The following is a 24,284-nucleotide window of genomic DNA, read 5'->3' as shown; positions in this document are numbered from 1 at the left end:
GTACGGGACGAATGGGGGAACGGAGCAGGGGAGCGGTGGGGGAGCCCGGTCACCGGGCCCGGGCCGCCCGGAAGGTGACGGGCAGCGCGCGGGGGCCGCGCAGCATGGGGCCGTACGTCCACACGACGCGGTCGGCGGGGATGGCGAGCGCGAGGTCCTGCAGCCGGGTGAACAGCGCGTCCAGCGCGATCTCCCCCTCCAGCCGGGCCAGATGGGCGCCCAGACACAGATGGGCACCGTGCCCGAAGGCCAGGTTGCCGCGCAGTGGACGGTCGACCCGGAACTCCTCCGGGTCGGACACGTACTCAGGGTCCCGGTTGGCGGCGGCCACACACAGCAGCACCGCGTCGCCCTTGCTGATGTGGACGTCGCCGAGGGTGAGGTCCTCGGTGGCGTACCGGTAGACGGATGCCTGGACGGGGGAGTCGTAGCGCAGGATCTCGTTGACGACGTTCGCCCAGCCGACCTCGCCCGACAGCACGGCCCGCAACTGGTCGGGGTGCTGGAGCAGCCGGTAGACCGCCGCACCCAGGAACTGCACGGTCGTCACATGGCCGGCGCCCAGCACGGAGAGGATCATGGCGGCCAGTTCGTTCTCGTCGCGCAGCTGGCCGGTCTCGAAGCCTTTCAGCAGGGCGGCGGCGACATCGTTGCCCGGGTTGGCGCGCTTGTAGCCGGCCAGGCGCTGGGTGTACTCCAGCAGCCCGTGCAGCGCGTCCAGGTCCAGCGGGTCGGTCAGACCCGCCTTGTAGAACATCTCCATGCACCGAGCCGGGGGCTCGCGCTGTTCCTCGGGGATACCCAGCACCTTGTGGATGATCGCCACGGGCACCGGCAGCGAGAATGACTCCACCAGATCGCAGCTGCCCGCGTCGGCGAACGCGTCGATGGCCTCGCCGGTGATCCGCGCCATCATGGGCCGCATGGCGTCCACCGCCCCGGCGCTGAACGCGCCGGCCACCAGCCTGCGCAGCCGGGTGTGCTCCGGCCGGTCGAGGTCGAGCAGGCCGCGGGCCGGATCCCACTCGCCGCTCCCGAACGGAGCGGGCGGCGCAGCCGAGTTGCGGTCGTCGTTGCTCAGCCGCGGATCGGCCAGCCAGCGCCTGACCAGCTCGTAGGAGGTGACCAGCCAGGTACGGCCCGTGCGGTGCGGGGTGTAGACCTCGCTGACGGGGGCGTTCTCGCGCAGCCAGGCGTAGTTGGCGTACGGGTCGGGGTCGCCGCCCTCCTTGAGCGCTCCCGATACGTAGTCGCTGGTGCCGGCCTCGGTCATGCGTGCTCCTCGATGTCGGTGACCGGCGAGGGCGCCGGCGAGTCCGCGGCCGACATGGTCCCGGCGAGCGCCGCGCACAACGGCTCCGGCGCGTCGAGGAACGCGAAGTGGCCGCCGGGCAATAGGGTTTCGCGGTAGCGGCCCGGTTCCGGGTACGCGTCCCAGCCGGCCATCTGCTCGGGCCGTATCTCGTGGTCGTCCTGCCAGGAGAGGGCATGGACGGTGCAGGGCAGCCGCACCGGGCCGGGCAGCCGGTAGGCACGGTTGGCGGCCAGATCGGCCTCCAGCACCCTCATGCCCAGGTCGATCATGTCGGGCTGCGGCCGGCCGCCCATCGCGACCACCATCTCCCGCAGCTCCTCGCGCAACTGGTCCTGCCGCAGCTCCAGGAACCGCCCGTACGGTCCCAGATGCGGGGCGACCTGGGAGGAGACGAACAGCCACGCCGGAGTGGGCAGCCCGTGCTCGGCCAGGAACAGGGCCGTGGCGAAACCGGGCAGGGCACCGCCGCAGTGCCCGAAGAAGCCGAACGGCCGGTCCAGATACGGCAGCAGCGCCTCCGCCAGCCGCTCGGCCAGCTCCGGGTAGGTGCCGTAGTGCGGCTCCCGAATCCGGTTCTCCCGGCCGGGGAGCTGGATACGGCACACCTCGGCCGGACCGATCTGCTCGGGCCAGCGGTTGTACATCGAGGCGCCGACCCCGGAGTAGGGCAGCAGGAACAGCCGCGCCCCTGCCGCACTGCCGGGCCGGCGCAGCAGCCAGCGGCCGGCGCCTTTCACCTCAGCCATCGCACACCTCCGAACGACGGAACATGGCGCGGAGAACCACGAAGAACGGTCACGGCACGACCTCCCGACGGGGCTCGGCCGCCCTTGCTGCGTCGAGCCGTTCGGCAGCCCCCGGCCGCAGCCGTGCCGTGACCGGCAGATGCTTGATGCCGGCGACGAAGTTCGAGGCCAGATGCTCGACGGGCCCGGCCTGCTCGAACTCGGCCACGTGCCGCACGACTTCCTCGAAGAGGATGCGCAGCGCGATACGGGCCAGCGGCGCGCCCACGCAGTAGTGCGGTCCGAAACCGAAGGCCACGTGCCGGTTCGGGGAGCGGGCGACGTCGAACGTGAACGGGTCGGCGAAGACCCGCCGGTCGCGGTTGGCCGACCCCAGCCAGGCCACCACGGCCTCCCCGGCGCCGAGGCGTACCCCGCTCAGCTCCGTCTCCCGCTTGGTGTACCGCATGAAATGGTTGGCCGGTGAGGACCAGCGCAACCCCTCCTCGACGGCGCGGGCGACCACCCCGGGATCGAGGGTGAGCCGCGCGTACTGTGCGGGCTCCTCGACGAAGGCCAGCACGGTCCCGGCCACCGCATGCGGGGTCGTGACGTTGGCACCGAGCAGCAGGCTGTAGCAGTTGTAGACGATCTCGTCCTGGCGCAGCCGCCGTTCGCCGACCGTCATGCCGCGCAGAAAACCGACGAGGGAGTCGTCGGCCGAGTCCCGGGTCGTGTGCAGATGGTCGGCGAAGTACTCGAACAGCTCGTGGTGCGCGGCGACCAGGGTGCCGCGCCCCTCGCTGAACTCCGCGTCGTCGGGTGCGATCGCCATCGTCGTCAGCTGTGTGAGCCTGGGCCAGTCCCGCTCGGGCAGCCCCATCAGCGTGCCGGTGAACGCCATCGGGAAGGCGGCGGACGCCTCGGCGATGTCCCATGCGACGCCGTCGGCGAGCGGGGCGATGAGCCGGTGCACCATCCGCCGGATACGCGGCTCCCAGCGGCGCAGGCTGCGCGCCGACAGGGCTTTGGACAACGGCTCGCGCATCGCCGTATGGGTCGGTGGGTCGCTGGCGGCCATCATCTTGCCGCCCGCCGGATCGTCGACGGCCAGGGTGGACAGCAGGGTTCCGCGTTCGGACGTGAAGCGGGTGTGGTCCCGCAGCACATCGTTGACATCGTGGTAGCGGGTGACCGACCAGAAGGAGCGGCCGTCCGGAAGCGTCTGCCGCCATACCGGGTTCCGCTCCCGCAGGGCGAGCCAGACCGCGTGCGGATCGCCGGTCGCGTACAGCTGCGGATCGGCCAGATCGACGGCCGCGGGATCGAGGTCGGGAACGGAGCGGGGCCGGGTGATCCTCATCGGCCCACCCCCTCGCGCGGGCCGTCCCCGCGCTGCTCAGCGGGGAGGCGATCCTCCAGATAGGCGGCCAGTTCGGCGACGGTGGGGTGCTCGTAGAAGGCGCGCGCCGTGACCAGCACATCGTGGGTCTCGGCGATCTCCGCAGTGATCTGAGTGGCCATCAGGGAATGGCCGCCCAGCTCGAAGAAGTCGTCGTCCACACCTATCTCCTCGTACTGGAGGGTGTCGGCCCATACCCGGGTCAGCCAGTGCTCCAGCCCGGTGCCCGGCGCGCGGAAGTCGGCGTCGCACTCGGGTCTGCGGCGGCTGCGCCGCTTGGCGAGGGTGCCCCGGTCGACCTTGCCGGTTCCGGTCAACGGCAGGGCCTCGAGCTGCTGGAGGACGGTCGGCACCAGATAGCCGGGCAGCCGTTCGGCGAGCCATCTGCGCAGCCGGGGCACGCGGATGCGTTCCTCGCCGACCATGAAGGCCGCCAGCCGTCTGCCGGCGCCGCCATCGCCCTGTACCACGACGGCGCAGTCGGCGATCTCGGCGTGGCGGCGCAGCACCGTCTCCACCTCTCCCGGCTCCACCCGGAAGCCGCGGATCTTGACCTGCGCGTCGGACCGCCCGAGGAACTCCAGCTCTCCGCCGGGCAGTTTCCTGGCCAGATCCCCGGTGCGGTACAGCCGCGCGCCGGGGACGCCCGAGAACGGATCGGGCACGAACCGCTCCGCGGTGAGCGCCGGGTCCCGGGCATAACCGTGTGCGAGCCCGAGCCCTCCCGCGTACACCTCTCCCGGTTCACCGTCAGGCACGGGTGTCAGCGCGGCATCCAGCAGATGCACCCGGGTGCCCCGTACAGGGCTGCCGATGGGCACGCTGGTGCCCTCCACGGGCTCCGTCATCACATGGCAGCAGGTGAAGGTGGTGTTCTCGGTCGGACCGTAGCCGTTGACCAGCCGCAGCCCGGGAAGCGCGGCGAGCACCCGGTTGACATGCGTGGGGGAGAGCACGTCCCCACCCGCCAGCAGGTGACGCAGCCCCACCAGGCCGCCCGGCCGGCGTTCGGCGACCTGGTGGAAGAGACCGGCGGTGAGCCACATCGCCGTCACCCCCTGCGCCGTGGCGAACTCGACGACTCCCTCCGGCTCCGGACGCGGTTCCGGGTACGGCACCAGTCGGGCACCGTTGAGCAGCGGCGCCCAGATCTCCAGCGTCGAGGCGTCGAAGGCGACGGGCGCGAGCTGCAGGACGGCGTCCGTACCGCCGAGAGGGAGGAAGCCGTTGCCGCGGGCGATCCGCACCACGGCGCCGTGCGGCACGGTCACGCCCTTGGGAGTCCCGGTGGAACCCGAGGTGAACGCGGTGTAGGCGGGCGCCTGGGCCGGCACGGGCTGCGGCTCGGCGACCGGCAGCCCGGCACAGCCCTCCCCGGCGGGGTCGAGCACTGCGACGTCTGCCTCGGGGAAGTGCCGCTGCTCCCCGGGACCGGCCAGCACCAGCCGGGCGCCGGCCGCCCCGAGCATCGCCGCGGCCCGCTCGGTGGGCTCGCTCTGCTCGATCGCGACGTACTGCGCACCGCACTTGAGGACAGCCAGCAGCGCGGTGATCAACGTCGTGCCGCGGGGCATGGTGACGGCCACCGCGTCCCCGGGCCGTACGCCGCGGTCGCGCAGGTGGTGGGCGAGCCGGCCGGAGGCCAGGTCCAGCTCCTGGTAGCTGACGGAGACGTCACGGGTGCCGACCGCCGGTGCGGTGGGGGTGGCCGCCGCCTGCCGCGCGAAGAGGCTGTGCACCGATTCCGTGCCCTCACCGGCGCCTTGGTGCGTGTGCTGGTGCTCGGTCACGATGGCGTCCCTTCAACAGCGGTCTGGTGTTTCCCCGACAGGTCATGAACGGGCCCGGTCCGCGCTCCGGCGCCGGGCGCGGTCTCCGTCCCCGTTCCGGTTCCGACCGCGACCCAGGTGGCGGCTGCCCATGCCAGGAGAGCGCCGGAGACGTCGTACAGGGCGGTGACGTTCTCGCTCGTGCGCTCTTCGCGGCGGGTGACGCGTCCGACCACCACGCAGCTGTCCCCCGTCCTCGGCGGTGCGTCGATACGGGCGGTCATCCGGTGCAGCACCATCGGCCGGCGCACCGGGTCGTCGGCCCAGCCTCCGGGGCAGTCCAGCGCCGCCCAGACGAGTTCGGCCGGTACGGGTCGCCCGGGACCCTCGGCGGGTTCGACCCGGGGACGCCAGGGAGAAGCCACCGTGTCGGTCTCTCCGCGGACGGGACCAGGACGCAGGCCGAGGCCGTCGGGACGGTCGTGACCGCACACGAAGCAGTCCGGGAACGGATGCCCCCGCACCCCCTCGAAGCGTTCGGCCGCCTCCTGGGCGCGGGCGTAAGGCACCCAGGCGGGCGGGCGGGGAGGCGGCCGCCGAGTCGCGGTGACGACGGCGACCAGCCGCTCCTGCTCGTAGAGCACACACCGGCGACCGGCCGGGCGCAGCTCCAGCGCCGTATCAAGTGGTGGCGGCGCATGGAGAGTCACCACCACATCGGGACCCAGCCGCGGCTCGGCAAGCGCCGCGAGCAGACCGCACACCAGCCCGCCCTGCGCGGAGTCGGCAGGGCCGTTGTACCGGCTCGGAACGACGAGCCGCGAGGTGGCGCTGCGCTCAGCGCCCGGCATCGGTACGGCCCCCGGAAGTTTCCGCACGAGTGGCGCTTTCTGCGGCCACCGGTTCGGTTGTCATCGGCCCCGGAGTCATCGGCTCGGCCGTTACCGGGTCGGTTGTCACCGACTCCGGCGTCATCGGCTCGGTCGTCACCGGCTCCGGCGTCATCGGCCCCGGCGTCGTTCCGGCGTGGTGCCCGGACCGGTTGCCCGCCTCGTCGACTGCCTCGTCGATCGCTGCGGCGAACAGCGCGACCGTCGGCGCCGAGAACACCGTTCTGGCCGGGAGACGCACCCCGAATCGGCGCCTGATCCGCGCGATCATCCGCATGGTGAGCAGGGACTGGCCGCCCAGCTCGAAGTAGTCGGCGGCCCGGCCGAGCGGTCCGGTTCCCAGCAGGTCCTGCCACAGCTCGGCGACGGCACGTTCGGTGCCGGTCAGCGGCGGGTCGGAAGCCGGCGCCCCGGGCGCGGAAGGTTCCTGCCGCGCGGGTGCGTAGCGGCTGTCCGCCAGAGCCAGCCGGTCGATCTTGCCGCTCCGTAACCGGGGCAGGGCGTCGTGCTCGTGATAGGCGCTCGGCAGTGCCGCGGGCGGCAGCCGGTCCAGCAGGAAGCCGCGCAGCCCGGCCTCGGAGGGCAGGCCACGCGCCGCGTCGGCGGCGACCACATGGGCCACCAGCCGCGCCTCGCCTCCCTCGTCGGGCACGCTCACCACCACGGCCTGCGCCACTGCCGGGTGCCGCAGCAGGGCGTGTTCCGTCTCGGAGGGCTCCACTCGGACCCCGCGGATCTTCACTTGGTGGTCGACCCGGCCGAGGAACTCGTAGACGCCGTCACCGCGGTCGCGGACCAGATCCCCGGTGCGGTAGAGACGCTGTCCCGGGTGTGCCGGGTCGTCGTCCGGTACGAACCGCTCCGCGGTCTGCGCGGGATCGCCGTACCCCCACGCCAGGCACCTGCCACCGAGGAGGAGTTCCCCGGTACCGCCGCTCGGCACGGGGCGGCCCCGCTCGTCGCGCACCACGGCGCGTACCCCGGCGATGGGCCGCCCGATGGGCACCGCTTCGGCTGCCGCGTCCTGGGGTGTCAGCTCGTGGTTGAGGACGTCGATGCAGGTCTCGGTCGGCCCGTACTGGTTGATGACGCGGGCCCCGGTCGAGGCGAAGATCTGGGCGGCCAGCTCCCCGGGCAGCCGCTCGCCCGCGACGAGCAGATAGCTGAGCCCGGCCAGGCCCGCTCCCGCACCGGCGGCGAGGAACTCCCGCAGGAGGGAGGGGACGAAGTGCATCACGGTGACCCTGTGCTCCCGGGCCAGCTCGGCCAGGCGCTGCGGTTCGGCCTCCGCGCCCTCGGGGGCGACCAGCAGGGTGGCGCCGTAGCACAGCGGCGCGAGGACGACCCACATCTGGCAGTCGAACACCAGCGACCCCGCGTAGAGCACGGTGTCCTCGGGCCCTATGGGGTAGAGGGACTGGCCCCAGGAGAAGCGATTGCGCACCGCCGAGTGCGGTACATGGACGGCCTTCGGCCGGCCGGAGGAGCCGGAGGTGTGCAGCACGTACGCGAGGCGGTCGGACCGTGCTCCGGTGCTGCGGGGCCGCGGGACGTGGTCGGCAGGTCCGGACTCCTTCAGGGGCGGGGCCGGCGCAGCGGGTTCCGGCAGATCGAGCGATAACGCCCCGGGAAAGAGTGAGTCGGCGTCCTTCTCCGCGAGCACCAGCCGCGGCGCCAACCGTGCGATCGCCTCCCGGGTGGTGCCGGCCGCCTGCTGGGCCGGAAACGGCGCGACCGCGCCCCCGGCCGCGAGGATCCCCGCAACGGCGAGCACCTGCTGCACCGAACGGCCCGAACACAGGGCGACGACGTCCCCCTCCACCAGCCCATGCGCGTGCAGTGCGGCGGCCCTGCGCTCGGCCTCCGCGACGAGCCGCGCATAGCTGATCTCCTCGACCCCGTCGCAGAGCGCGACCAAGTCCGGATGCTGTGCGGCGGTGTTCACCACCGCCTGCCACACATCGTCGTGCCGCTCGCCATCCGGGGGATTCATGTCACACCTCCACGACGTCAGCGGAATGCGGACTTCATCCTTGTGAGATGGCAGCCCACTACCCCGCGAAAGAGCAAGTGGAATACACAGCTGAAATGACGTGGAATTCGGGGAGCGCGAAATGCGAACTCCCCCGGCTCGGATCCTCAGTAGCGGTCCAGACCGGAACTGCATCAGAAAACCGCGACCTTCGGCGGCCTGTCAAGCGGTCGTTCCCGCTGTCATATGCGAGCCCGACGCCCGATCCGAAGTCGTGCCCAACGGCTACGGCCGCCAAACCAGGAATATGCGCGTCCGCTTAGAGGGCCTGAAGCGGAACCCGAGCGGCCCCCGCCTCATGCGGCAAGGGCCGCTACCGAGGATTCCCCGCAGCTGTTGCCAAGGTCTCCCCGCGCCGCTCTCGCGAAGCCCATGAACCCCGTGATATAAGAACGTTCGGTCTGCACACACCTCGCGCGGCACCCCCCACCGAAGGAGCGACCGCACACATGGCGAGCCGCCCCAACCACCCCCTGCGCGGCGCCTTACGAAATCTGGCTGTGCTGCGGGAACGCAACTTCCGCACTTTTTTCGCCGGCTACACCACCTCGATGCTCGGCAGCGCCATGGCGACGGTCGCACTCTCCTTCGCCGTGCTGGAGGCCACCGGCTCCCTCTCCGACCTGAGCTTCGTCATGGCAGCACGTATCGTGCCGCTCGTCGTCTTCCTGCTGGGCGGCGGCGTGCTCGGGGACCGGCTGCCGCGCCGTCTGATCATGCTGTGCTCCGACTGGCTGCGCGCGCTGACCCAGGGGGCGCTGGCGGTCCTGCTGATGACCGACTCGGCGCGGCTGTGGCAACTCCTCGTACTGGCTGCGCTGGGCGGCGTCGGCGAGGCGTTCTTCAAACCGTCCTTCGACGGGCTGGTGCCGCATGTGGTCTCTCCCGCCCGGCTGCCCGACGCCAACACCCTGATCGGGCTCGGCAACTCGGTGGCCGGAGTCGCGGGACCGGCGCTCGCCGGCGTGCTGGTCACCTTCATCTCACCGGCAGCAGTGCTGCTGGTCGACGCGGGCACCTACGCGCTGTGCGGACTCTTCCTGCTGCGCCTGCGGGTACCGGAGTCGCGGACCGCCGCCGGCCCCGGCGTCCTGCGTGAACTCCGCGACGGCTGGGGCATGTTCACCAAGTACCGGTGGCTGTGGACCGTCACGCTCCAGTTCACCATGTTCAACTTCCTGGTGTGGGCACCGTATCTGGTGCTCGGACCGGCCGCCGCCAAGGAGACCTACAGCGGGGCCGGCTCATGGGGCACCATCGTGGCGGTCTACGGCCTCGGCTCCATCCTCGGTGCGCTCCTGCTGCTCGGCAGGCGACCCACGCGCCCACTGCTGGTCACCACGCTGGTCACGGTGCTGTGGGCGGCGCCTTCCGGCGCGCTGGCCGCCCAGGCTCCGCTGGTCATGGTCTGCGCCGGCGCACTCGCCGCAGGCGTCGCCAACTCGGTGTTCAACGCGCTGTGGATGACCACCATCCAGCAGCATGTGCCGCACGAAGCTCTCTCCCGCGTCATGTCCTACGTGTCTTTCGGCGCCTACTCCATCGGCCCGATCGGGTTGGCGCTGGCCGGACCGCTGGCGGAGCGGACCAGCATCTCGGCGGTACTGGCCTTCGGCGTCTGCTGGCAGGTCGCGGCCAACGCCTTCATCCTGTGCCTGCCGTCGGTACGCGGCGTCCGCCTGGCACGGCAGCCGGGCGACGTTCCCACCGAGGCGTCGGACGGCGAGGACGAGCAGCCGCGCGTGGTCACATAGGGCCGGTCCGGCGCCCCAGTTGGACCCGCCCCCGTACCAGAACAGGGGAAGATCACCGGCGACGGTCTAGAGCAGCTGCGTGCCGCCGTCGACAGCGAGTATCTGCCCGGTGATATAGGGGGAGTTGATCAGGTCCAGGCAGGCCCTCGCCACATCCTCCGGCTGCCCGACGCGCCGCAACGGGATCACCTCCGAGGCCCGGTCGATCCGCTCCTGCTTGTCCTCGAAGGCGTCGAACCACGGCGTGTCCGTCATCCCAGGAGCGACGGCGTTGACCCGCACATCGGGCCCCAACGCCTTGGCGAGAATACGGGTCATGTGATTCACCGCCGCCTTGCTCACGGCGTACGGAACGGAACTCCCACCCGGCCGTATGCCGGAAATCGAGGAGATGTTGATGACGCATCCTCCACCGCTCGCCTGGCGGAGGTGCTTTTCGGCGGCGGTCACCATGTTCCACACCCCCAGGACATTGACGTCGAACAACCGGCGCCACACCCCGGGATCGGCGGCCTGCAGATCGTCCATCGGAATATGCGCGGTGATCCCCGCGCAGTTCACCAGGACATCCAGCCTGCCGAACGCCTTCTCCGTTTCCGTCACCAGTCGACGCGCGGCATTCTCGTCGGCCACGTCGGCGCCGATATAGACGGCCCCCGGAAGCTCCGCCGCCAACGCCTCGCCCGCCTCGGCCGAGGAGCTCGAATTGACGACGACGCGCATGCCACGTTCCGCCAGCAAGCGGGCAGTTCCGGCGCCGATACCGGAGGAGGAACCAGTGACCACCGCGACGCGATTTTCCTTTTCCACCGTTCCGGGCTCCCTCATTCTCGTACGCATCCGCAGAACGCCTGCCGAATATGCGCTGGGACCCTAGCAGCCGCATGGCAACCAAAGGGAGAGAAAATGAGCCACGCCGAGCGACAACCAGCCGCGAGCCGCTGCGGCTCAGCTGCCCGCGCCTGGGCAGGTGTGCGCCGTGTCTGATGGATTGCAGTCGTTGCCGGTCCGCGGCATGGTGGTCGGCCCGCGAGACGGCCCGGACGGAGAAGTCTCCACGGGAGGGGCCTCCACTGCCCTTGGCCACAGGGCGGTCTCGCTGGTCGCCTTGCGCAGCGCGGGCTCATCGACAGGGGTGGGCCACACCGGGAGCAGGTGCTCCTCAAGCGGATCGTCGTCGGGGTTCGATCTCCCGCCGGCACCGGTCTGACCTCTCTCAAGCCCCCGAAATCAAGGACTTGGGGCAAGCAGGCCTTCTCCGAAGCCGAACCCGGCCCCTAGCGGCAGCAGTTGCCGGCTGATGTCGTTTGACGAACGGCCGCGGTCAGCCACCCCGCGGCCGCTGTCTGGGGCCTGTGGTCACCCGGCACGCCGGGTGACCACCCCCGCTCAGCCCCTACCTGGCCTCAAGTCGCGAAATAGCGCGACCAGCCGCTGCACTTGGCCTTCTTCGTCCACGAGGTGCAGACCTTCACCCGGATCGACCGGTCCTCGGGATAGTGCCCTGCCACGACCCGGTGCTTCTTGCCCTTGCTGCTGAACTTCTTCTTCGAGTGGCCTTTGACATGGACGATCGCCTTTGTCCAGCGATTGTTGTTGTACCTGTCGAGGATGTTGATCTCATCGCCCTTGTCGTAGTACGTCACTTGCGTCACATTCCGCTTGGAACTGCGGCAGAACGCGGCGGGCTCGACCGTCACGGTCTCGCATGTGGTCTTCCTCAATTGCGGTGCACCGTCGCCTGAATCGGCAACCGCGGGGACCGCGACGAGTGCGGGAGCTATGAGCATGCCCGCGCAGGCCGCCGCGATTCGGTTGCTGCGTACGTTCATGGGTGGTGTCTCCTGTCAGCGGGACTCCCGAAGCGTTTTCTTGCCGCTTCGCACTCAGGTCACATCCCATTTGCTCCAACCGGAGCACTTGGCCTTCTTGCTGAAGGAGGTACACACCTTGATGCGCACCATCCTGTTCTCCTTGAAGTTGGCGTCGACGACCCGCAAACTCTTGCCCTTGCTGCTGTACTTCCGGACCTTGTAGCCCTCGACTTTGAGCTTCACCTTCGTGGACCGCCCATTGCGGTAGCGGTCCACGATACCGATGTCGTCCCCGTCGGTATCGAACCAGGCGAACGTCCGGTTCTTCTTGGAGGAGGCGCATCCGGCGGTGATGTCCGAGACCGCATGGGTGTAGCATTTCGTCTTCTTCGCTTCGGCGAGGCTCACCGAAGCGGTGCGCCGGGGTGTGGGCGTGTCGGCGGAGGCTGTTCCCACTGAGGCGGCGAGCCCACCTGCGGTGATGGCCAGGGCACAGGCGGCTGCGACAGCCTTCTCGCGTGCGTGCATATGGTGCTTCACGTGGTCCCCCAGCCGCTCCAGCCGGAGCACTTGGCATTCTTGCTGAATGAGGTGCACACCTTGATGCGGACCTTCTTGCCCTCGGTGTAGCGGTTTCCGATGACCCTGTGCTGCTGGCCCTTGCTGGAGAAGTACGCCTTTCCGCTCCCCTTGACGTGGAGCACCACCTTCGTCGACCGACCGTTCCGGTACCGGTCGAGGATGTCGACCTTATCCCCCTTGTCGAGGTAGGCCCCCTGAGTGCGGCCCTTCGAAGGCGATTCGCACCTCGCATACGGAGCCCGGAATTCTTCGCATACGGTCGATGCCTTCCGCACCGCCAATTCGGAGGCGCCCCCGGCGTAGGCAGCAGTGGCGCCCGCGGTCAGACCGCCACTCGCGATCAGTACGGCGCCAGCGCAAGCCGCCGCATCTCGTAATGTGCGCATTCAGTTGTTCCCCCTTGTCGTGCCGCAGGTCGAGGTCGGCACACACCCCCCACGTCCTCGTATTTCGCAACGGACGCGGCATGAACAGGATCCATGGCCCCCCGGAAATGAGCCAGGAGTTTCGGGCAGGCCCGAAACTCCCCGAACGGCTCCGCGTTTCCCCCTCTCGGAAGAACGACGTACGCGCTGTTCGCAGCAAGGGGGGAGTGCCTCAGGGGTTGTTCTGCGCCTCCAGAACAAACCCGCAGCACCAGTGATACCGATAACCCGTGCGAAACCCTCGCCCGGCGCCTGTCCTCGCTGCGCGCGCGTTCAGCAGCCAGCCGCTGTCTGCGTGCTCGCGATGTGCCCGTACGTCGCCAGCGCTGCGTGCTCAGCCGGGGAGGGTCTGGGCGACACGCCACAGGCGCCGGGGGAGTCCGCCTTCCTCAAAGGCGTCGACCTCCTCCAGGGTCCAGCCCTCGGCGACCAGGGCGTGGATCTCTTCGGTGGACAGCGTCATGCAGAGCAGCATGTGCGCGAACACGGCGTCCACCGAAGTGGCCGAGAGCGGCAGGGGCTCGCGGACATCGTGAACCGCCGTCGTGACCCGCCGCGCTACGGCTTGGGCTTCAGCGGCCTCGCGCAGCAGTTCCAGACCCACCGGGCTGAAGTCGGAGCGACCCGCGCCGTCACCGAGGCCGACGCTTCCGCGGCGATCAGCGCCCAGCGGCAAGGCGTCGAGAGCTCCCGATGGCGCCGTTCGCGGATGAGCTGGGCGTGCCGGGTGCGGGTGCGCTACCGGGGTCCTTGGTGGGCAGGGCTTATCGGGGACGAGGGCTCCCACTGACTGCCATCGTGCCTGTTCAGCGCCTGCGCTGCCTGGTGTCGGGCCTGTTCGGCTACCACGCGGGCATCCGTCACGACGTCGCCGCGTTCACGCACCAGGCTCTCGTAGATGGGCAGATGATCGCTTCCGGTTGCGTCAGGTGTCATAGCGGCTGGTCCTTCGTGGTGTTGTACTTCCGGCCGCCCGGTCGGACCGTGAAATCCATGATGCGGAGGCGAAAACGTGTATTCACCTCGCGTTCTTTCAGCTGTCTTCTCTGCGCGCCGCAGTCACCCGCTCCCCGGTACCGGGGTGCCGCCCGGTACCGGAGGAGGCGGTCATCCGGGCGGCTGAGAATGCGGTCATGCGCGGTTGAGCCGCGCACCGATACCATGGCCGATCACCAGATAAATCAAAGCGGGCAGGCCGTAATTGAGGAGAACACGAAGACCCTCTGTGTCCATGGTGAAAATATCCTGTGACCACCACGCCAGCCAGTCGGCCGTGCCGTGCACGAACTCCACGAAGACATTGGACTGGTTGGCCCCGAGCAGGTAGAGCAGGATCCACAGAACCAGGAAACCGGCGGCGATGTCAGCGATGGTCTGGACGGTCAGGGCTGCTCGCCGGGCGGTGCCCTGGCTTCTCTCGTAGCGGTGCGGACGCCCCGCCGGCTGGTCGTAGGCGCGGTGTCCGGACATCGGATCGGTGTTGCTCACTGGAATCCAATCTGAACGCATTCATGGGGAAGTCGCGGTATGGCGGGACCTCCTGGATCTCCCGGGAGAGGCTCCTGTCACGTCACGAACACGGCCGGCCGTGGCGCGGGCCCGTGTACGTCTGCGCCGTGCAAGGCCGCCGCGTTACACGGCCCCAGGATGTCGGAATTTGGCACGTATTCCGCAACATTCCTCAATAGGTGAGCGAGCGATTTCCCATTGCGGACGGCCGGTTACTCGCTCCTGGGAAAAGTAATTGCCCTTGCTGCTCGGCCATTTGACGCCCGGACGAGGCTCCGGGCCGGAGCCGGAGCCCTCCGGCATGGTCCCCTCTCGTACGACACGACCGCACCCCTGCACACGGCGCATGTCAGCGGCGCCGCTCGTGGGCGCGTCAGGCGCCGCCCGTGCTGTCCGGCCGGGGCGGTCGGCCCACCTGCGGTCGGCAGGTCTCCGACTCGACTGCCTGGAGCCTGTGCCGCAAATGCGCCCGTTCAGGTTCGGTGCCGGCCAGGTCGAGTGCTTGCCGGTAGGCGGCTGCGGCCTCGGATAGCCGGCCGAGCCGGTGCAGGAGGTCAGCGCGGGCGGCCGGGTAGGGGTGGTAGCCGCGCAGCAGCGGCTCGTCGGCCAGGGCGTCGAGCAGTGCGAGGCCCGCGTCGGGGCCGTCGCGCATCGCCACGGCCGCGGCGCGGTTCACGGCGACGACGGGGGAGGGGTCGAGTGCGAGCAGTACGTCGTAGAGCGCCACGATCTGCGGCCAGTCGGTGGCCGCCAGGTCCGTGGCCTCGTCGTGCAGGGCGGCGATCGCGGCCTGCACTCCGTAGCGGCCGGGCGGGCCGCCGGTCAGCGCGACGGGTACCAGGGCGAGGCCCTCGGCGATCAGCGGGTGGTCCCAGCGGCCGCGGTCCTGGTCCTCCAGCAGTACGAGTTCGCCGTCCGGGCCGGTACGGGCGTCGCGCCGGGCGTGGATCAGGAGCATCAGGGCGAGCAGCCCGGTGGCCTCCCGCTCGGCGGGTAGCAGCCGGTGCAGGATCCGCGCCAGCCGGATGGCTTCCTCGGCGAGGCCGGGCCGCTGGAGCCGGGGTCCGGAGCTGGCCGTGTACCCCTCGGTGAAGAGGGAGTAGATGACCTGGAGGACCCCCTCCAGGCGCTCGGGCAGCTCGTCGGCGCCGGGCACCCGGAACGGGATCCGTGCCTGGCGGATCTTCTTCTTCGCCCGTACGATCCGCTGGGCCATCGTCGCGGGCGGTACCAGGAAGGCCCGCGCGACCTCGGGTGTCGTCAGCCCGGCCAAGCAGCGCAGCATCAGCGCGCTGCGGGCCTCGGCCGAAAGGGCAGGGTGGGCGCAGGTGAAGAACAGCTGCAACCGCTCATCGGGCAGCTCACTTCCCCCACCCGCGTCCGGGGGCGGGGCAGGAGCGGCCCGGTCCGCTTCCACCTGAAGGACGGCGAGCCGGGCTGCGTACGCGTGATCCCGCCGCAGCCGGTCGACGGCCTTGCGGCGTGCCGTGGTCAGCAGCCAGGCACCGGGCCGCTTCGGCACGCCGTCGGCCGGCCAGTGCACCAGCGCCGCCTCAAGGGCCTCCGAGGCGACCTCTTCCGCCAGGTCGAGGTCGCCGAAGCGGCTGACGAGGGAGGCGAGGAGCCGCCCGTGTTCCTCCCGGAACACCGACTCCACCAGCGAGGTAACGGGTTGTGTGGCGTCGGCGGCGTCCACGGCTCCCTCGTCCATCGCTCTCAGGCCCCGAAATCGGCGACCGGCCGCACCACGACCGACCCGCTGCCGCGTGCGCCGGGGCAGCGGGCAGCCCATTCGAGGGCGGCATCCAGGTCCGGCACGTCGATCACATAGAAGCCGCCGAGCACCTCGCGCGTCTCGGCGAACGGCCCGTCGGTGACGTTACGCTCACCGTCCGCGCCGACCCGGACCGTGGTGGCCGTGACCAGGTCCGCCAGCGACTCCCCTGAGACGTAGATGCCCGCGTCCCGCACGCTCTTGTCGTACGCCATCCAGTCCTCGACGCTGCACTCGGCGGCCCCGCCGTTGGCGTCGATGGCACCACTGTGGATCAGCAACATGTACTTCATCGTCCGGCTCCTCCTCAGATCCTGATGTTCCTCGCACGGCGAGCCGCCGTACACCATGACGACGAACGGGATGCCGCCGGATCGACAGCGCCGGACAAAAAGTTTCCGCGAGGGGTACGGCCCGGCGGCAGAGGTCACCTCGGGTACGGCTCCGCTGAGGGGGCAGGGCGGCCCGGCGGCGGGGCAACGGCGGCGCCCCCGCAGCGGGCGGGTCAGTGGTCGAAGACCTCGCCGAAGTGCAGGCCGGTGTTGTTCGTGAAGCCGAAGTCGGCGCCGTTGAAGGAGGTGATGCGGTCGGTCGTCAGTCCGGATGAGGCGCCGCGCAGGACCCAGACCGCGCCCGCGCCGGCAACCGTCCCGATGTCCTCACCGTCGGCGGCGGCGAACAGATCGGCCTTGCCGTTGCTGTTGATGTCGGCGAGGTGCACGCCGCTGCCGAAGCCGTCGCCGTCCTCACCGACACCGGGAACGCCGGTCGTCTGCTGGTGGAAGGTCTGCGCGCCGGTGGTGGCGACGCCGTCGGCAGAGCCTTTGAGGAGCACGACCGTGCCGGCGTGGCTGCCGCGTACGACCTCGTCGGGAACGCCGACGGCGATGTCCGCATAGCCGTCACCGGTCACATCACGTACGGAGACATCGGCGCCGAAGCCGTCGCCGTTCTCACCGGTACCGGGCACGCCGGGGCTGTTCTGGTCGTAGATGACGGGCTCCCGGCCCGTGCTGAGGCCGCCAGGGGCGCCCCACCAGACGGTGACCGAGCCCGCTTCCCGGCCGCCCACCGGTTCGCCGGTGACCAGATCGATCCGGCCGTCCTTGTTGAGATCCCCGATCGCGGCGGACCGTGTCTCCGTGCCGCCGTCGGACAGGACACGGTGCTGGTAGCCGATGTCGCCCGGGCCGCCGCGGAAGGTGGCCAGATAATCGCCGTCCCCGCGCTTCCCGTACAGCACGAAATCGCTGCTGTCGGCGCCCGCGAAACGCCCTGCGGCGACACCGTCCAACTGGACGTCCTCAGGGAGGAAGTCGTCCTCCAGCGGAAGCGCCACGTCGCTGCCGTCGCCCTTGGGCGTCGCCTCCGAGTACCACCAGAAGTGGCGTCCGCTGACGACCTGGAGCTGCGCGGTGCCGTCCCCGTCGAGGTCGCTGAAGGAGGCACCCTGGCCGAAGTTCCGGTCATCGGCCGTGGGCGCACCGAGCGCGATACCGCCGCCCGTGAGGCCCTTCGCGCCGCCCCAGACGATCGTCAGGCTGCCGTCGGGCTTCCCGTCGACCTTCTCGAAGGGCGCGCCGACTATCAGGTCGGCGTACCCGTCGTGATTGACGTCGCCGCTGGTGACGTTCTCCCCGAACTGGTCGCCCGCCTCGGCCGTGCCCGGGACGCCCGCGGTGTCCTGGGTGATACGCACCGAACGGGCGGGGGAGACCCCCGACTCCGATCCGTACGTCACGACTACAGCGCCGGCGTTGCCGGCGGCTCTGGGCACACCGACGGCCACATCGGTGTAGCCGTCGCCGTTGAAGTCCTCACGCTGCTTCGAGGGCTCGGCGGCGGCCGGACCGGCCACCGCGAGAGGAACCACGAGGCCGCCGGCGGCCAGAGCCGTCAGGGTCGCTGCTGTGACAAGCGCGCGGGTACGCATACGGTGTCCTCTTCGCTCTCTTCTTGAAGCCGCAGTGCGATCGGCTGAGTGCTGATTCCGGCACTCAGACCGCCCGGACACCCGAATAGTTGTGCACACAGGGGCAGTTGGGTCCCGTGTGCCGTCCCGCACCCCCCGATTCGGCAGCATCCTTGTACGGGCGAGCAGGCACCCCCTCGAACTGCTGCTGCAGCCGCTTGGGATACGGCGGGGCCGCGCTGACGATCGGCGGCAGGTACGGCCCGATGAACTCCCCTCCCTCGCCCACCGGTTGCACGCGTGCCACGCCAGCTCACCTACCGCTCCAAACCTCACCGCTGAGCCCTCCAAATTGATTACGACTCCATACGCGTCCTGGAAGCTGTGTCGGTCTGCGGCGACGCATCCTCGCGGCGCCTGGTGCGCCGGGCTCCGGCCAGCCAGAGACCGGCCGCGACCAGGAGGATCAGCAAGGGCGAGGGGCCGTCGACCACGAAGCCGACGACGACCCACGTCACCATGGCCCACGGGATGAACAGCGGCGGCGTCATACCGCGCCGGTCCAGCCACAGCACGGTCAGGCCGATCAGCAGAAGCGGCGGTCCGAAACTGAACACCGAATACCACCATGCGACGGTGGCGTCGCTCATCTCGGGGTAGTCACCCATGTTCCAGCCCCCGAACCATGTTCCGGCGTGGTCCGGGGCTGCTTCGATGAGGCTGCCCAGCGTGTGCCCCGTTCCGGCGAGGGCGATGATCCAACCTGCCCACTTGACCATCTGATGTCTCCGTTCTCACTGGGGAGTCGGCCGGGCGGACGATCAGGTACCGGAACGGGCGGTTCCGCGCCGTGTACAGCCATCCGAGCAAGCCGTTCCGCCGATTCCTCGACGCGGTCGGGAGCGGGGCAGTGGGAGCCGATGGAACCGCAGCCATGGCCCGCTCTGGTTATACAGTGGTGTACAAGGTCGAGGCTAGACTGGTTATACAGCTGTGTACAACCAGCCGAAATGCGAGGTGGATCACACGATGGGCAGGCTGCGCACTCCGCGCGGGATGTGGATCGAAGAGGGACTGCGGGCGCTGGCCACAGGCGGCGTGGACGCGGTGCGCGTCGAGCCCCTGGCCAAGGCGCTGGGCGTCACCAGGGGCGGGTTCTACGGCTATTTCGCCAACCGTGACGCGCTGCTGACGGAAATGCTCGACGCCTGGGAGCGAGAGAGCGTCGACGATGTCCTCGACCGAATCGAGCACGAGAGTGGCGACGTTCTCGACAAGGTCCGGTTGGCCGGGCAACTCACCTTCTCCAGCGATCGCCTGCTGCCCATTGACCTGGCCATCCGCGACTGGGCCCGGCGCGACCAGGCGGTCGCCGACCGGCTGCGCCGCGTGGACAACCGGCGCATGCAACTGCTACGCGACGCACTCAGCACCCTCTTCACAGACCCCGACGAGGTCGAGGCCCGCAGCCTGCTCGCCTTCTGCATGGCCATCGGCAGCCACTTCCTCGCCGCCGACCACCCCGACCGCACCCACGCCCAAGTTCGCGCCCGCGCCAGCGAGTTGATCTTCAACCGAACGTCCGACAAGGGCGCCCCCACGGACCCGCCGACGAGCTAGGCGCTCTGTCCAGCGAGGCTGCGTACGGTGCCAGCCGCCGAACGCCTACGGCACCTCCCACCACGGCCCGCGGGTGCCGGACCGCCGAGGCACCCCTCGAACTGCTGCCGCAGCCGCTCGGGATACGGGTCGTACCTGCCGGTCGGTGGCAGGTGCGACCCGTTGAACTCCCACGCCCTGTCTGTCAGTTGCACGACGCGGTCCCGCCGACAGATCCACCGCTCCAAACCCCACCGCGAGGGCGAACCCCACAAAGTGATCACAGCTCAACACGCCCCTCAGGGCCCCAACCACCGGGGCTGGGAAACCGGCACGGCGTAGCCCGGCGCGAAGAGGGCGCTGATCCGGGAGGGGCACACCTGGTCAGCCGCCCGGTGCCTCCGGACTACAGCGCCACTGGAACCGTCTGCTCCTCCTCGACCGCCCCCTGACCAACAGCTGAAGCTCACGGCTCCCGAGCCTTGGCTCGCACGCCGGCCGCAAAGCACCGGCCGGGAACTGGCGAACGCGGTCATGCGCTCTCAGCCGCCTCGGCCTGTTCGTCGTACTCGGACGGCATCCGCATTTCGGTCGAGGGTGACAGCTGACGTGCTCTGCGGCTCGGATCAATCACCCATACCGGCCGGTCGGTTGGTCCCAAGACCGACCACCGGCCGATGTCACCTCGCGATGGCTGATGACGGAGGGCAACGGGAGTGGGGGTGACGTTCCCCTGATCCTTGCTGCGATCCGGCAGCGCTCATGGCATCGCCGCTTCAATGCTGACTGACTGATGTGTCGTGAGCCGACCGGTCTCGGCGGGTTGTGATGTCGCGGCAGAAGGGGCGCTCTGATCACCAGGTCGTGCTCGGCTACGACGCCCGGCCGACTCGCAGACGATCTCTGGTCATCCCGGGACTCATCGAGCTGGGCCCGCACGCCGAGGGCGTGTTGGTGTCGCTCGGCGAGCCCCTGGACGAAGCCGCGGATTGTGGGCGGCCGGGCCGGGCACGAAGTCACCTTGCGGAGCCGGGGAGTCAGGACGCGGGGACGGGGGTGATTTCTAGCCCGCCCGGCGGCGGCGTCACAACTCCTCCTCCAGCCGGATCGCCTGTCGCAGCGAGTCGCGTGCCTGGTGCGACTCGCCTTCCTGAGACTCCAGCATGGCCGCCGCGATCGCGTCCAACTTCCGCTGGATAGCGTCCTCGGCGCGCCGTTCGGAGTTCTTCAACAGGGCCAGCATGAGCAGGTTGACGGATGTCAGTACGTCACCAGCGAAGATCAGCAACGGCACCGGCAGATGCACCAGATGGACGATGACCATTCCACTGATCAGGATCAGACAGATCAGAAAGAACAGCGGTGAGCTGGTCAGGTTCGAAGCCGCTTCCGCGAGCCGGGCGAACCGGCCGCGGCGCTCGCCGCCCCGATGTGAGGGGTGCTGAAGAGTCATGCACCCCGGGTTCCCCCGACACCGGACGAGCAGCCGACTGCGTATCCCACCTACGCATCACCCCCGCGTCACCTCGCGGCATGTTGATGATCCCCCGAGGCGGGTACCCGGCCATCGAAGGTGAGCTGTATGGATCAGCTGCCGCGGTAGTTCTGCGGCCCGCTGGAGGTCACGGCACGGGTGGCAGCCGCGGCGAGCCAGGGCTCGATGGTCCCGTCAGTGGTGTGGTCGGTGCGGGTGGACAGCGCCGCGATCAAGTAGCGGTGGAACACATTGTTGTACTGGTAGCGAAAGCCCTGATGCCACTCGTCACCGCCAGGACAGGGACCGACGCCGCCCCCGGCCTGAGGGAGCCAGAACGTTTGGCTCCATGTCGCTTCGTTGCCCCACAAGTAGTTGAACATGCCCTTGGCCGCGGCCGCGTCGGGGAACGGAAAGACCTGGACCGAGACCACGACGGGATTCTCAGGGGTGGCATGGGGGCCGGGTTGCTCCAGATAGACCCCGGCCATCACCTGTGTGCAGCCGCGGGCAGCGAGCTCCGCGACCATGTCGTAACTGGAAGCTGCCAGGTCATAGGGACGGGCTCCACCGGCCGCCCGGGCGAAGTCGATGCCGAAATCGTTCGTGAACCTCTGCGGCAGTAACGCGCCTTCGGTGAACGGAGTTTCGTCGGTGCTGCTGTTGTCCCACGACTGCGGGCTGAGCTCGGTGAACGGATCGGTCGGCCCCGGCGGTTGCTCTATGCCGTCCAAGAGACGCGTGGGCGGCTGCTGCTCCTCCGTGGTACGCGCCTCCGACGTGCCGTCATTCACTGGAACAAGAGCCGCCTGGAGCTGCCGAAGACGTTCAAGGACCAACTGCGCCGACTGGGGGCGCCGGTCGGGATCGCGTTGCAGAAGCTCAGCAACCAAGCCAGTTACCTCAGGCGGCAGGCCAGGGCGGAGAGAATCAAGACGTGGAGCCTCTTCGTCGAGTTTGCGCCGCATGACCGCGAAGCCGTTGGGACCGGTGAAGGGTGCCTGACGAGTGAGCAGGGCAAATAGCACCCCGCCGAGGGCATACAGATCGGAGCGTTCGTCACCACGCTCGGTGAGGAACTGTTCCGGGGCACCGTACTCCGGGGTACCGGCCGGCGTCAGTTGAGAGGAGTGCGCCACCGAGAACGTGGTCTGGATGAACCCCGCGATCCCGAAGTCGAATACCTTGACCTGCCGGTCTTCGGTGATCATCACGTTCTGGGGCTTGATGTCGTAGTGGATGACGCGGGCCCGGTGCGCGGCGACCAGCGCCGTACAGATCCCGTCGGCGATCTCCAGGGCTCGCGCCAGGAGCATGGGACTCTCGGCACGGATGTGCGCGGAGAGCGTCGTGCCCGCGACCTTCTCCATTACCAGGAACAGCACGTCCTCATGGACCCCCCGGTCGTACAGGCCGACTACGTTCGGGTGGTTGATCTGAGCGGCGGCAACCGCCTCACGCTCGAACCATTGAGGCAGTTCCGGGTGGCCCAACCCGCCGAGGTCGAGCAGCTTGAGCGCGACATCACGGCGGAGAGTGCGGTCCCGTGCGGCCCAGACTTCGCCCATACCGCCCCGGCCCAGCCGCTCGAGCAGCTCGTAACGGCCCGCGATCAGCTCTCCGCGCCGCACACCTACCTCCGTCGACTCTGGAATGCCAGATGCCAGAGTACGGCCGGCGGCATTCCAGGGCCGTCCGGCAGGTCACTGACGGATCCACAGCCGGATTGCCGGCGACGGTCGCTGTGCCGTGAAAGACGAACGCTCCCTTGTCGCTACCGGATCCGCCACAGCTCGGAAGCCCTTGAGCGCGTTGCTGGTCCGCTCAACCTCGTCCCGGTTCCCACGCGTCACGTAACGCGTTGCGGCAACCGATTCGGGCCACTGTCCGTCTATCAGGACGTATGGCCGCCCCGATCGGGCGGAGACACCCGCACGGAGTCCTGAAACATGGGGCGTCACTCGTGCCAACAGATATGTGTGGGGTCGGCGTTCGGACAGGCCGGCCCCGTAGCAGCACGCGCGGCACCGCTTCGCGCGGGAAAGGAGGGTTGTGCTCGGACGCCGTCGCCCTCCGTGCACCAGGAGGAGATGTCATGCGACCGTTCGCGTTGAACTATGCCCGGCAGACCGTGCCCCCGCCCACCGTGGCTCCGTACGGTTACGACGCTGCCCGGCAGCTGAACGTCCTGCCCGATGGGCGCCCGGCCATAGCCGACCGTGACCTGTTGCTGGCGATCGGCACCACAACGTCCACCGCCGGTTCCAAGACGCACTTCGACGACTGACGGGCCGGCCGATGACGGTGCTCATCCTGACCTGTCCCGAGGACGTGACCGCGGACATGGTGGTGTCCGAGCTGAACGACCAAGGTGTGCCCGTCGTACGCCTGGACCCGGCCGATCTTCCGGGCGGGGTGACGTTGTCCGCCGAGTATGTGAAGGGGGATTTCGACGGGCACCTCTCGTTCGGCGGCCGGGTGCTGAGCATGAGCGCACTGCGGTCGATATGGGTCCGCAGGCCCGGCACGCCTGCGGCACACTCGGCCGATCAGTCCGAGTGGCTCACGGCCGAGTCCGCGCAGGCCCTGTACGGAACGTTGTATTCCACGACGGCCCGCTGGATGAATCATCCGGTCGCGGCGGCGCAAGCCCGGTACAAGCCATGGCAGTTGCGCGTCGCCCACGCCAGCGGCTTCGCCGTGCCGCCCACCCTGATCACGACCTATCCGAAGATCGCCCGCGAGTTCGCGGCCGAGCACCGGGATCTTGTCGTCAAGCCCGTCTCCGGCATGCACCCTGCCGACCCGCCGATGGCTCTGCCCACGACCCGGATCGGCCCGGGCGCGGACTTCACGGGAGTCGCCGCCGCTCCAACCCTCCTGCAGCGGTGGGTGCCCAAGCGTGCGGACATCCGCCTGACCTGCGTCGGAGACGAGATGCTCGCGGCCCGGAAGACATCCGGTCCGCAGCAGGTGGACATTCGGTTCGACGATGGCGGTGGCGCCTGGGTGCCCGAAGAGATCCCAGCTCGCATCGCCAGGGCCGTCCAGTCCTACATGTACGCCACCCGACTCGCCTACGGCGCCTTCGACTTCGCTGAGGACGCCGATGGCACCTGGTGGTTCCTGGAGTGCAACCAGGGCGGACAGTTCGGCTTCATCCAGCTGGAGACCGGTCAGCGCATCGCCGAAGCCGTCGCAGCCTGGCTGGCATCTCCCGCACCGAACTGAACGCTCTCGGCCCTGACGGAGTCCCGTAGCCGACAGGTCACGCGCTGACCTGCAGCGGCGATCATCCGGTGCGGCCG

23 protein-coding genes are annotated in these 24,284 nt (G+C 69.5%); 4 read left to right on the top strand and 19 right to left on the bottom strand.

The features are described from left to right. Positions 1-49: 49 nt before the first annotated feature. Genes ACQEU8_RS01300 through ACQEU8_RS01275 form a run of 6 tightly spaced genes read right to left on the bottom strand, consistent with a single transcriptional unit; the run spans position 50 to position 8,094 of the window. The gene (locus ACQEU8_RS01300) at positions 50-1,273 is read right to left on the bottom strand and encodes a cytochrome P450 family protein (protein WP_433095840.1); all 1,224 of its coding nucleotides are present in this window, start codon (positions 1,271-1,273) and stop codon (positions 50-52) included. Then, positions 1,270-2,061 (bottom strand): thioesterase II family protein, encoded by a 792-nt coding sequence (locus tag ACQEU8_RS01295; RefSeq protein ID WP_433095838.1) that lies wholly within the window; start codon positions 2,059-2,061, stop codon positions 1,270-1,272. Before ACQEU8_RS01295 ends, ACQEU8_RS01300 begins: the two co-directional genes overlap by 4 nt. 49 nt (positions 2,062-2,110) lie before the next feature. Continuing rightward, entirely contained in the window at positions 2,111-3,403 is a 1,293-nt protein-coding gene (locus ACQEU8_RS01290) for a cytochrome P450 (protein ID WP_433095836.1), read from the bottom strand. Beyond that, the gene (locus ACQEU8_RS01285; protein WP_433095834.1) at positions 3,400-5,232 is read right to left on the bottom strand and encodes an amino acid adenylation domain-containing protein; all 1,833 of its coding nucleotides are present in this window, start codon (positions 5,230-5,232) and stop codon (positions 3,400-3,402) included. The genes ACQEU8_RS01290 and ACQEU8_RS01285 overlap by 4 nt, the downstream gene beginning before the upstream one ends. Next, positions 5,229-6,062 carry a hypothetical protein gene (locus tag ACQEU8_RS01280; RefSeq protein WP_433095832.1) on the bottom strand — a complete coding sequence of 278 codons (834 nt, stop codon included), beginning with the start codon at positions 6,060-6,062 and terminating at the stop codon, positions 5,229-5,231. The genes ACQEU8_RS01285 and ACQEU8_RS01280 overlap by 4 nt, the downstream gene beginning before the upstream one ends. Continuing rightward, positions 6,049-8,094 (bottom strand): amino acid adenylation domain-containing protein, encoded by a 2,046-nt coding sequence (locus tag ACQEU8_RS01275; protein ID WP_433095830.1) that lies wholly within the window; start codon positions 8,092-8,094, stop codon positions 6,049-6,051. Before ACQEU8_RS01275 ends, ACQEU8_RS01280 begins: the two co-directional genes overlap by 14 nt. Positions 8,095-8,582: 488 nt before the next feature. On the opposite strand from ACQEU8_RS01275, the gene ACQEU8_RS01270 reads away from it, so the two are divergent. Further along, complete coding sequence (locus tag ACQEU8_RS01270; RefSeq protein WP_433095828.1) at positions 8,583-9,887, top strand: MFS transporter; 1,305 nt, start codon at positions 8,583-8,585, stop codon at positions 9,885-9,887. Positions 9,888-9,953: 66 nt separating this feature from the next. Here the strand turns inward: ACQEU8_RS01270 and ACQEU8_RS01265 are convergent, their stop codons facing one another. From ACQEU8_RS01265 to ACQEU8_RS01215, 11 genes are all read right to left on the bottom strand, one after another. Continuing rightward, a complete protein-coding gene (locus ACQEU8_RS01265) occupies positions 9,954-10,715 on the bottom strand; it encodes an SDR family NAD(P)-dependent oxidoreductase (protein WP_433095826.1) in 762 nt (253 codons plus the stop codon). Between the two features lie 578 nt (positions 10,716-11,293). After that, positions 11,294-11,719 carry a hypothetical protein gene (locus ACQEU8_RS01260; protein ID WP_433095824.1) on the bottom strand — a complete coding sequence of 142 codons (426 nt, stop codon included), beginning with the start codon at positions 11,717-11,719 and terminating at the stop codon, positions 11,294-11,296. A gap of 54 nt (positions 11,720-11,773) precedes the next feature. Further along, positions 11,774-12,229, bottom strand: a complete 456-nt coding sequence (locus ACQEU8_RS01255) for a hypothetical protein (RefSeq protein ID WP_433095822.1) — start codon at positions 12,227-12,229, stop codon at positions 11,774-11,776. An 8-nt stretch (positions 12,230-12,237) separates the two neighbouring features. Further along, positions 12,238-12,405 (bottom strand): hypothetical protein, encoded by a 168-nt coding sequence (locus ACQEU8_RS01250; protein ID WP_433095820.1) that lies wholly within the window; start codon positions 12,403-12,405, stop codon positions 12,238-12,240. 637 nt (positions 12,406-13,042) lie between these two features. Then, positions 13,043-13,384, bottom strand: coding sequence for a class I SAM-dependent methyltransferase (locus ACQEU8_RS01245; RefSeq protein ID WP_433095817.1), 342 nt, complete (start codon positions 13,382-13,384; stop codon positions 13,043-13,045). 455 nt (positions 13,385-13,839) lie between these two features. After that, the gene (locus ACQEU8_RS01240; protein ID WP_433095815.1) at positions 13,840-14,196 is read right to left on the bottom strand and encodes a hypothetical protein; all 357 of its coding nucleotides are present in this window, start codon (positions 14,194-14,196) and stop codon (positions 13,840-13,842) included. A 394-nt stretch (positions 14,197-14,590) separates the two neighbouring features. Continuing rightward, positions 14,591-15,928, bottom strand: coding sequence for an RNA polymerase sigma factor (locus tag ACQEU8_RS01235; protein WP_433095813.1), 1,338 nt, complete (start codon positions 15,926-15,928; stop codon positions 14,591-14,593). Positions 15,929-15,933: 5 nt separating this feature from the next. Continuing rightward, positions 15,934-16,284: a YciI family protein gene (locus ACQEU8_RS01230; RefSeq protein WP_433095811.1), complete on the bottom strand. Its 351-nt coding sequence runs from the start codon at positions 16,282-16,284 to the stop codon at positions 15,934-15,936. Positions 16,285-16,496: 212 nt separating this feature from the next. Further along, positions 16,497-17,924, bottom strand: coding sequence for an FG-GAP and VCBS repeat-containing protein (locus ACQEU8_RS01225; RefSeq protein ID WP_433095809.1), 1,428 nt, complete (start codon positions 17,922-17,924; stop codon positions 16,497-16,499). Positions 17,925-17,988: 64 nt separating this feature from the next. Next, entirely contained in the window at positions 17,989-18,210 is a 222-nt protein-coding gene (locus tag ACQEU8_RS01220; RefSeq protein ID WP_433095807.1) for a hypothetical protein, read from the bottom strand. A 49-nt stretch (positions 18,211-18,259) separates the two neighbouring features. Next, the gene (locus ACQEU8_RS01215; protein ID WP_433095805.1) at positions 18,260-18,682 is read right to left on the bottom strand and encodes a DUF6463 family protein; all 423 of its coding nucleotides are present in this window, start codon (positions 18,680-18,682) and stop codon (positions 18,260-18,262) included. Positions 18,683-18,932: 250 nt separating this feature from the next. Here ACQEU8_RS01215 and ACQEU8_RS01210 point away from each other — a divergent pair, with 250 nt between their 5' ends. Next, complete coding sequence (locus ACQEU8_RS01210) at positions 18,933-19,523, top strand: TetR/AcrR family transcriptional regulator (RefSeq protein ID WP_433095803.1); 591 nt, start codon at positions 18,933-18,935, stop codon at positions 19,521-19,523. 1,063 nt (positions 19,524-20,586) lie between these two features. On the opposite strand, the gene ACQEU8_RS01205 is transcribed toward ACQEU8_RS01210, so the two are convergent. Both ACQEU8_RS01205 and ACQEU8_RS01200 read right to left on the bottom strand, forming a co-directional pair. Then, positions 20,587-20,955 carry a hypothetical protein gene (locus ACQEU8_RS01205; RefSeq protein WP_433095801.1) on the bottom strand — a complete coding sequence of 123 codons (369 nt, stop codon included), beginning with the start codon at positions 20,953-20,955 and terminating at the stop codon, positions 20,587-20,589. A gap of 134 nt (positions 20,956-21,089) precedes the next feature. Further along, the gene (locus ACQEU8_RS01200) at positions 21,090-22,607 is read right to left on the bottom strand and encodes a serine/threonine-protein kinase (RefSeq protein ID WP_433095799.1); all 1,518 of its coding nucleotides are present in this window, start codon (positions 22,605-22,607) and stop codon (positions 21,090-21,092) included. Positions 22,608-23,071: 464 nt separating this feature from the next. On the opposite strand from ACQEU8_RS01200, the gene tgmA reads away from it, so the two are divergent. Continuing rightward, positions 23,072-23,263, top strand: a complete 192-nt coding sequence (gene tgmA / locus ACQEU8_RS01195) for a putative ATP-grasp-modified RiPP (RefSeq protein WP_433095797.1) — start codon at positions 23,072-23,074, stop codon at positions 23,261-23,263. 11 nt (positions 23,264-23,274) lie between these two features. Then, entirely contained in the window at positions 23,275-24,207 is a 933-nt protein-coding gene (gene tgmB, locus ACQEU8_RS01190) for an ATP-grasp ribosomal peptide maturase (protein ID WP_433095795.1), read from the top strand. Positions 24,208-24,284 lie beyond the last annotated feature (77 nt).

Source organism: Streptomyces sp. CA-250714, from assembly GCF_050936705.1.
Classification (GTDB): Bacteria; Actinomycetota; Actinomycetes; order Streptomycetales; family Streptomycetaceae; genus Streptomyces.
Note: the sequence above shows the minus strand (reverse complement) of the source record. Positions and strands in the feature narration are given on the sequence as shown.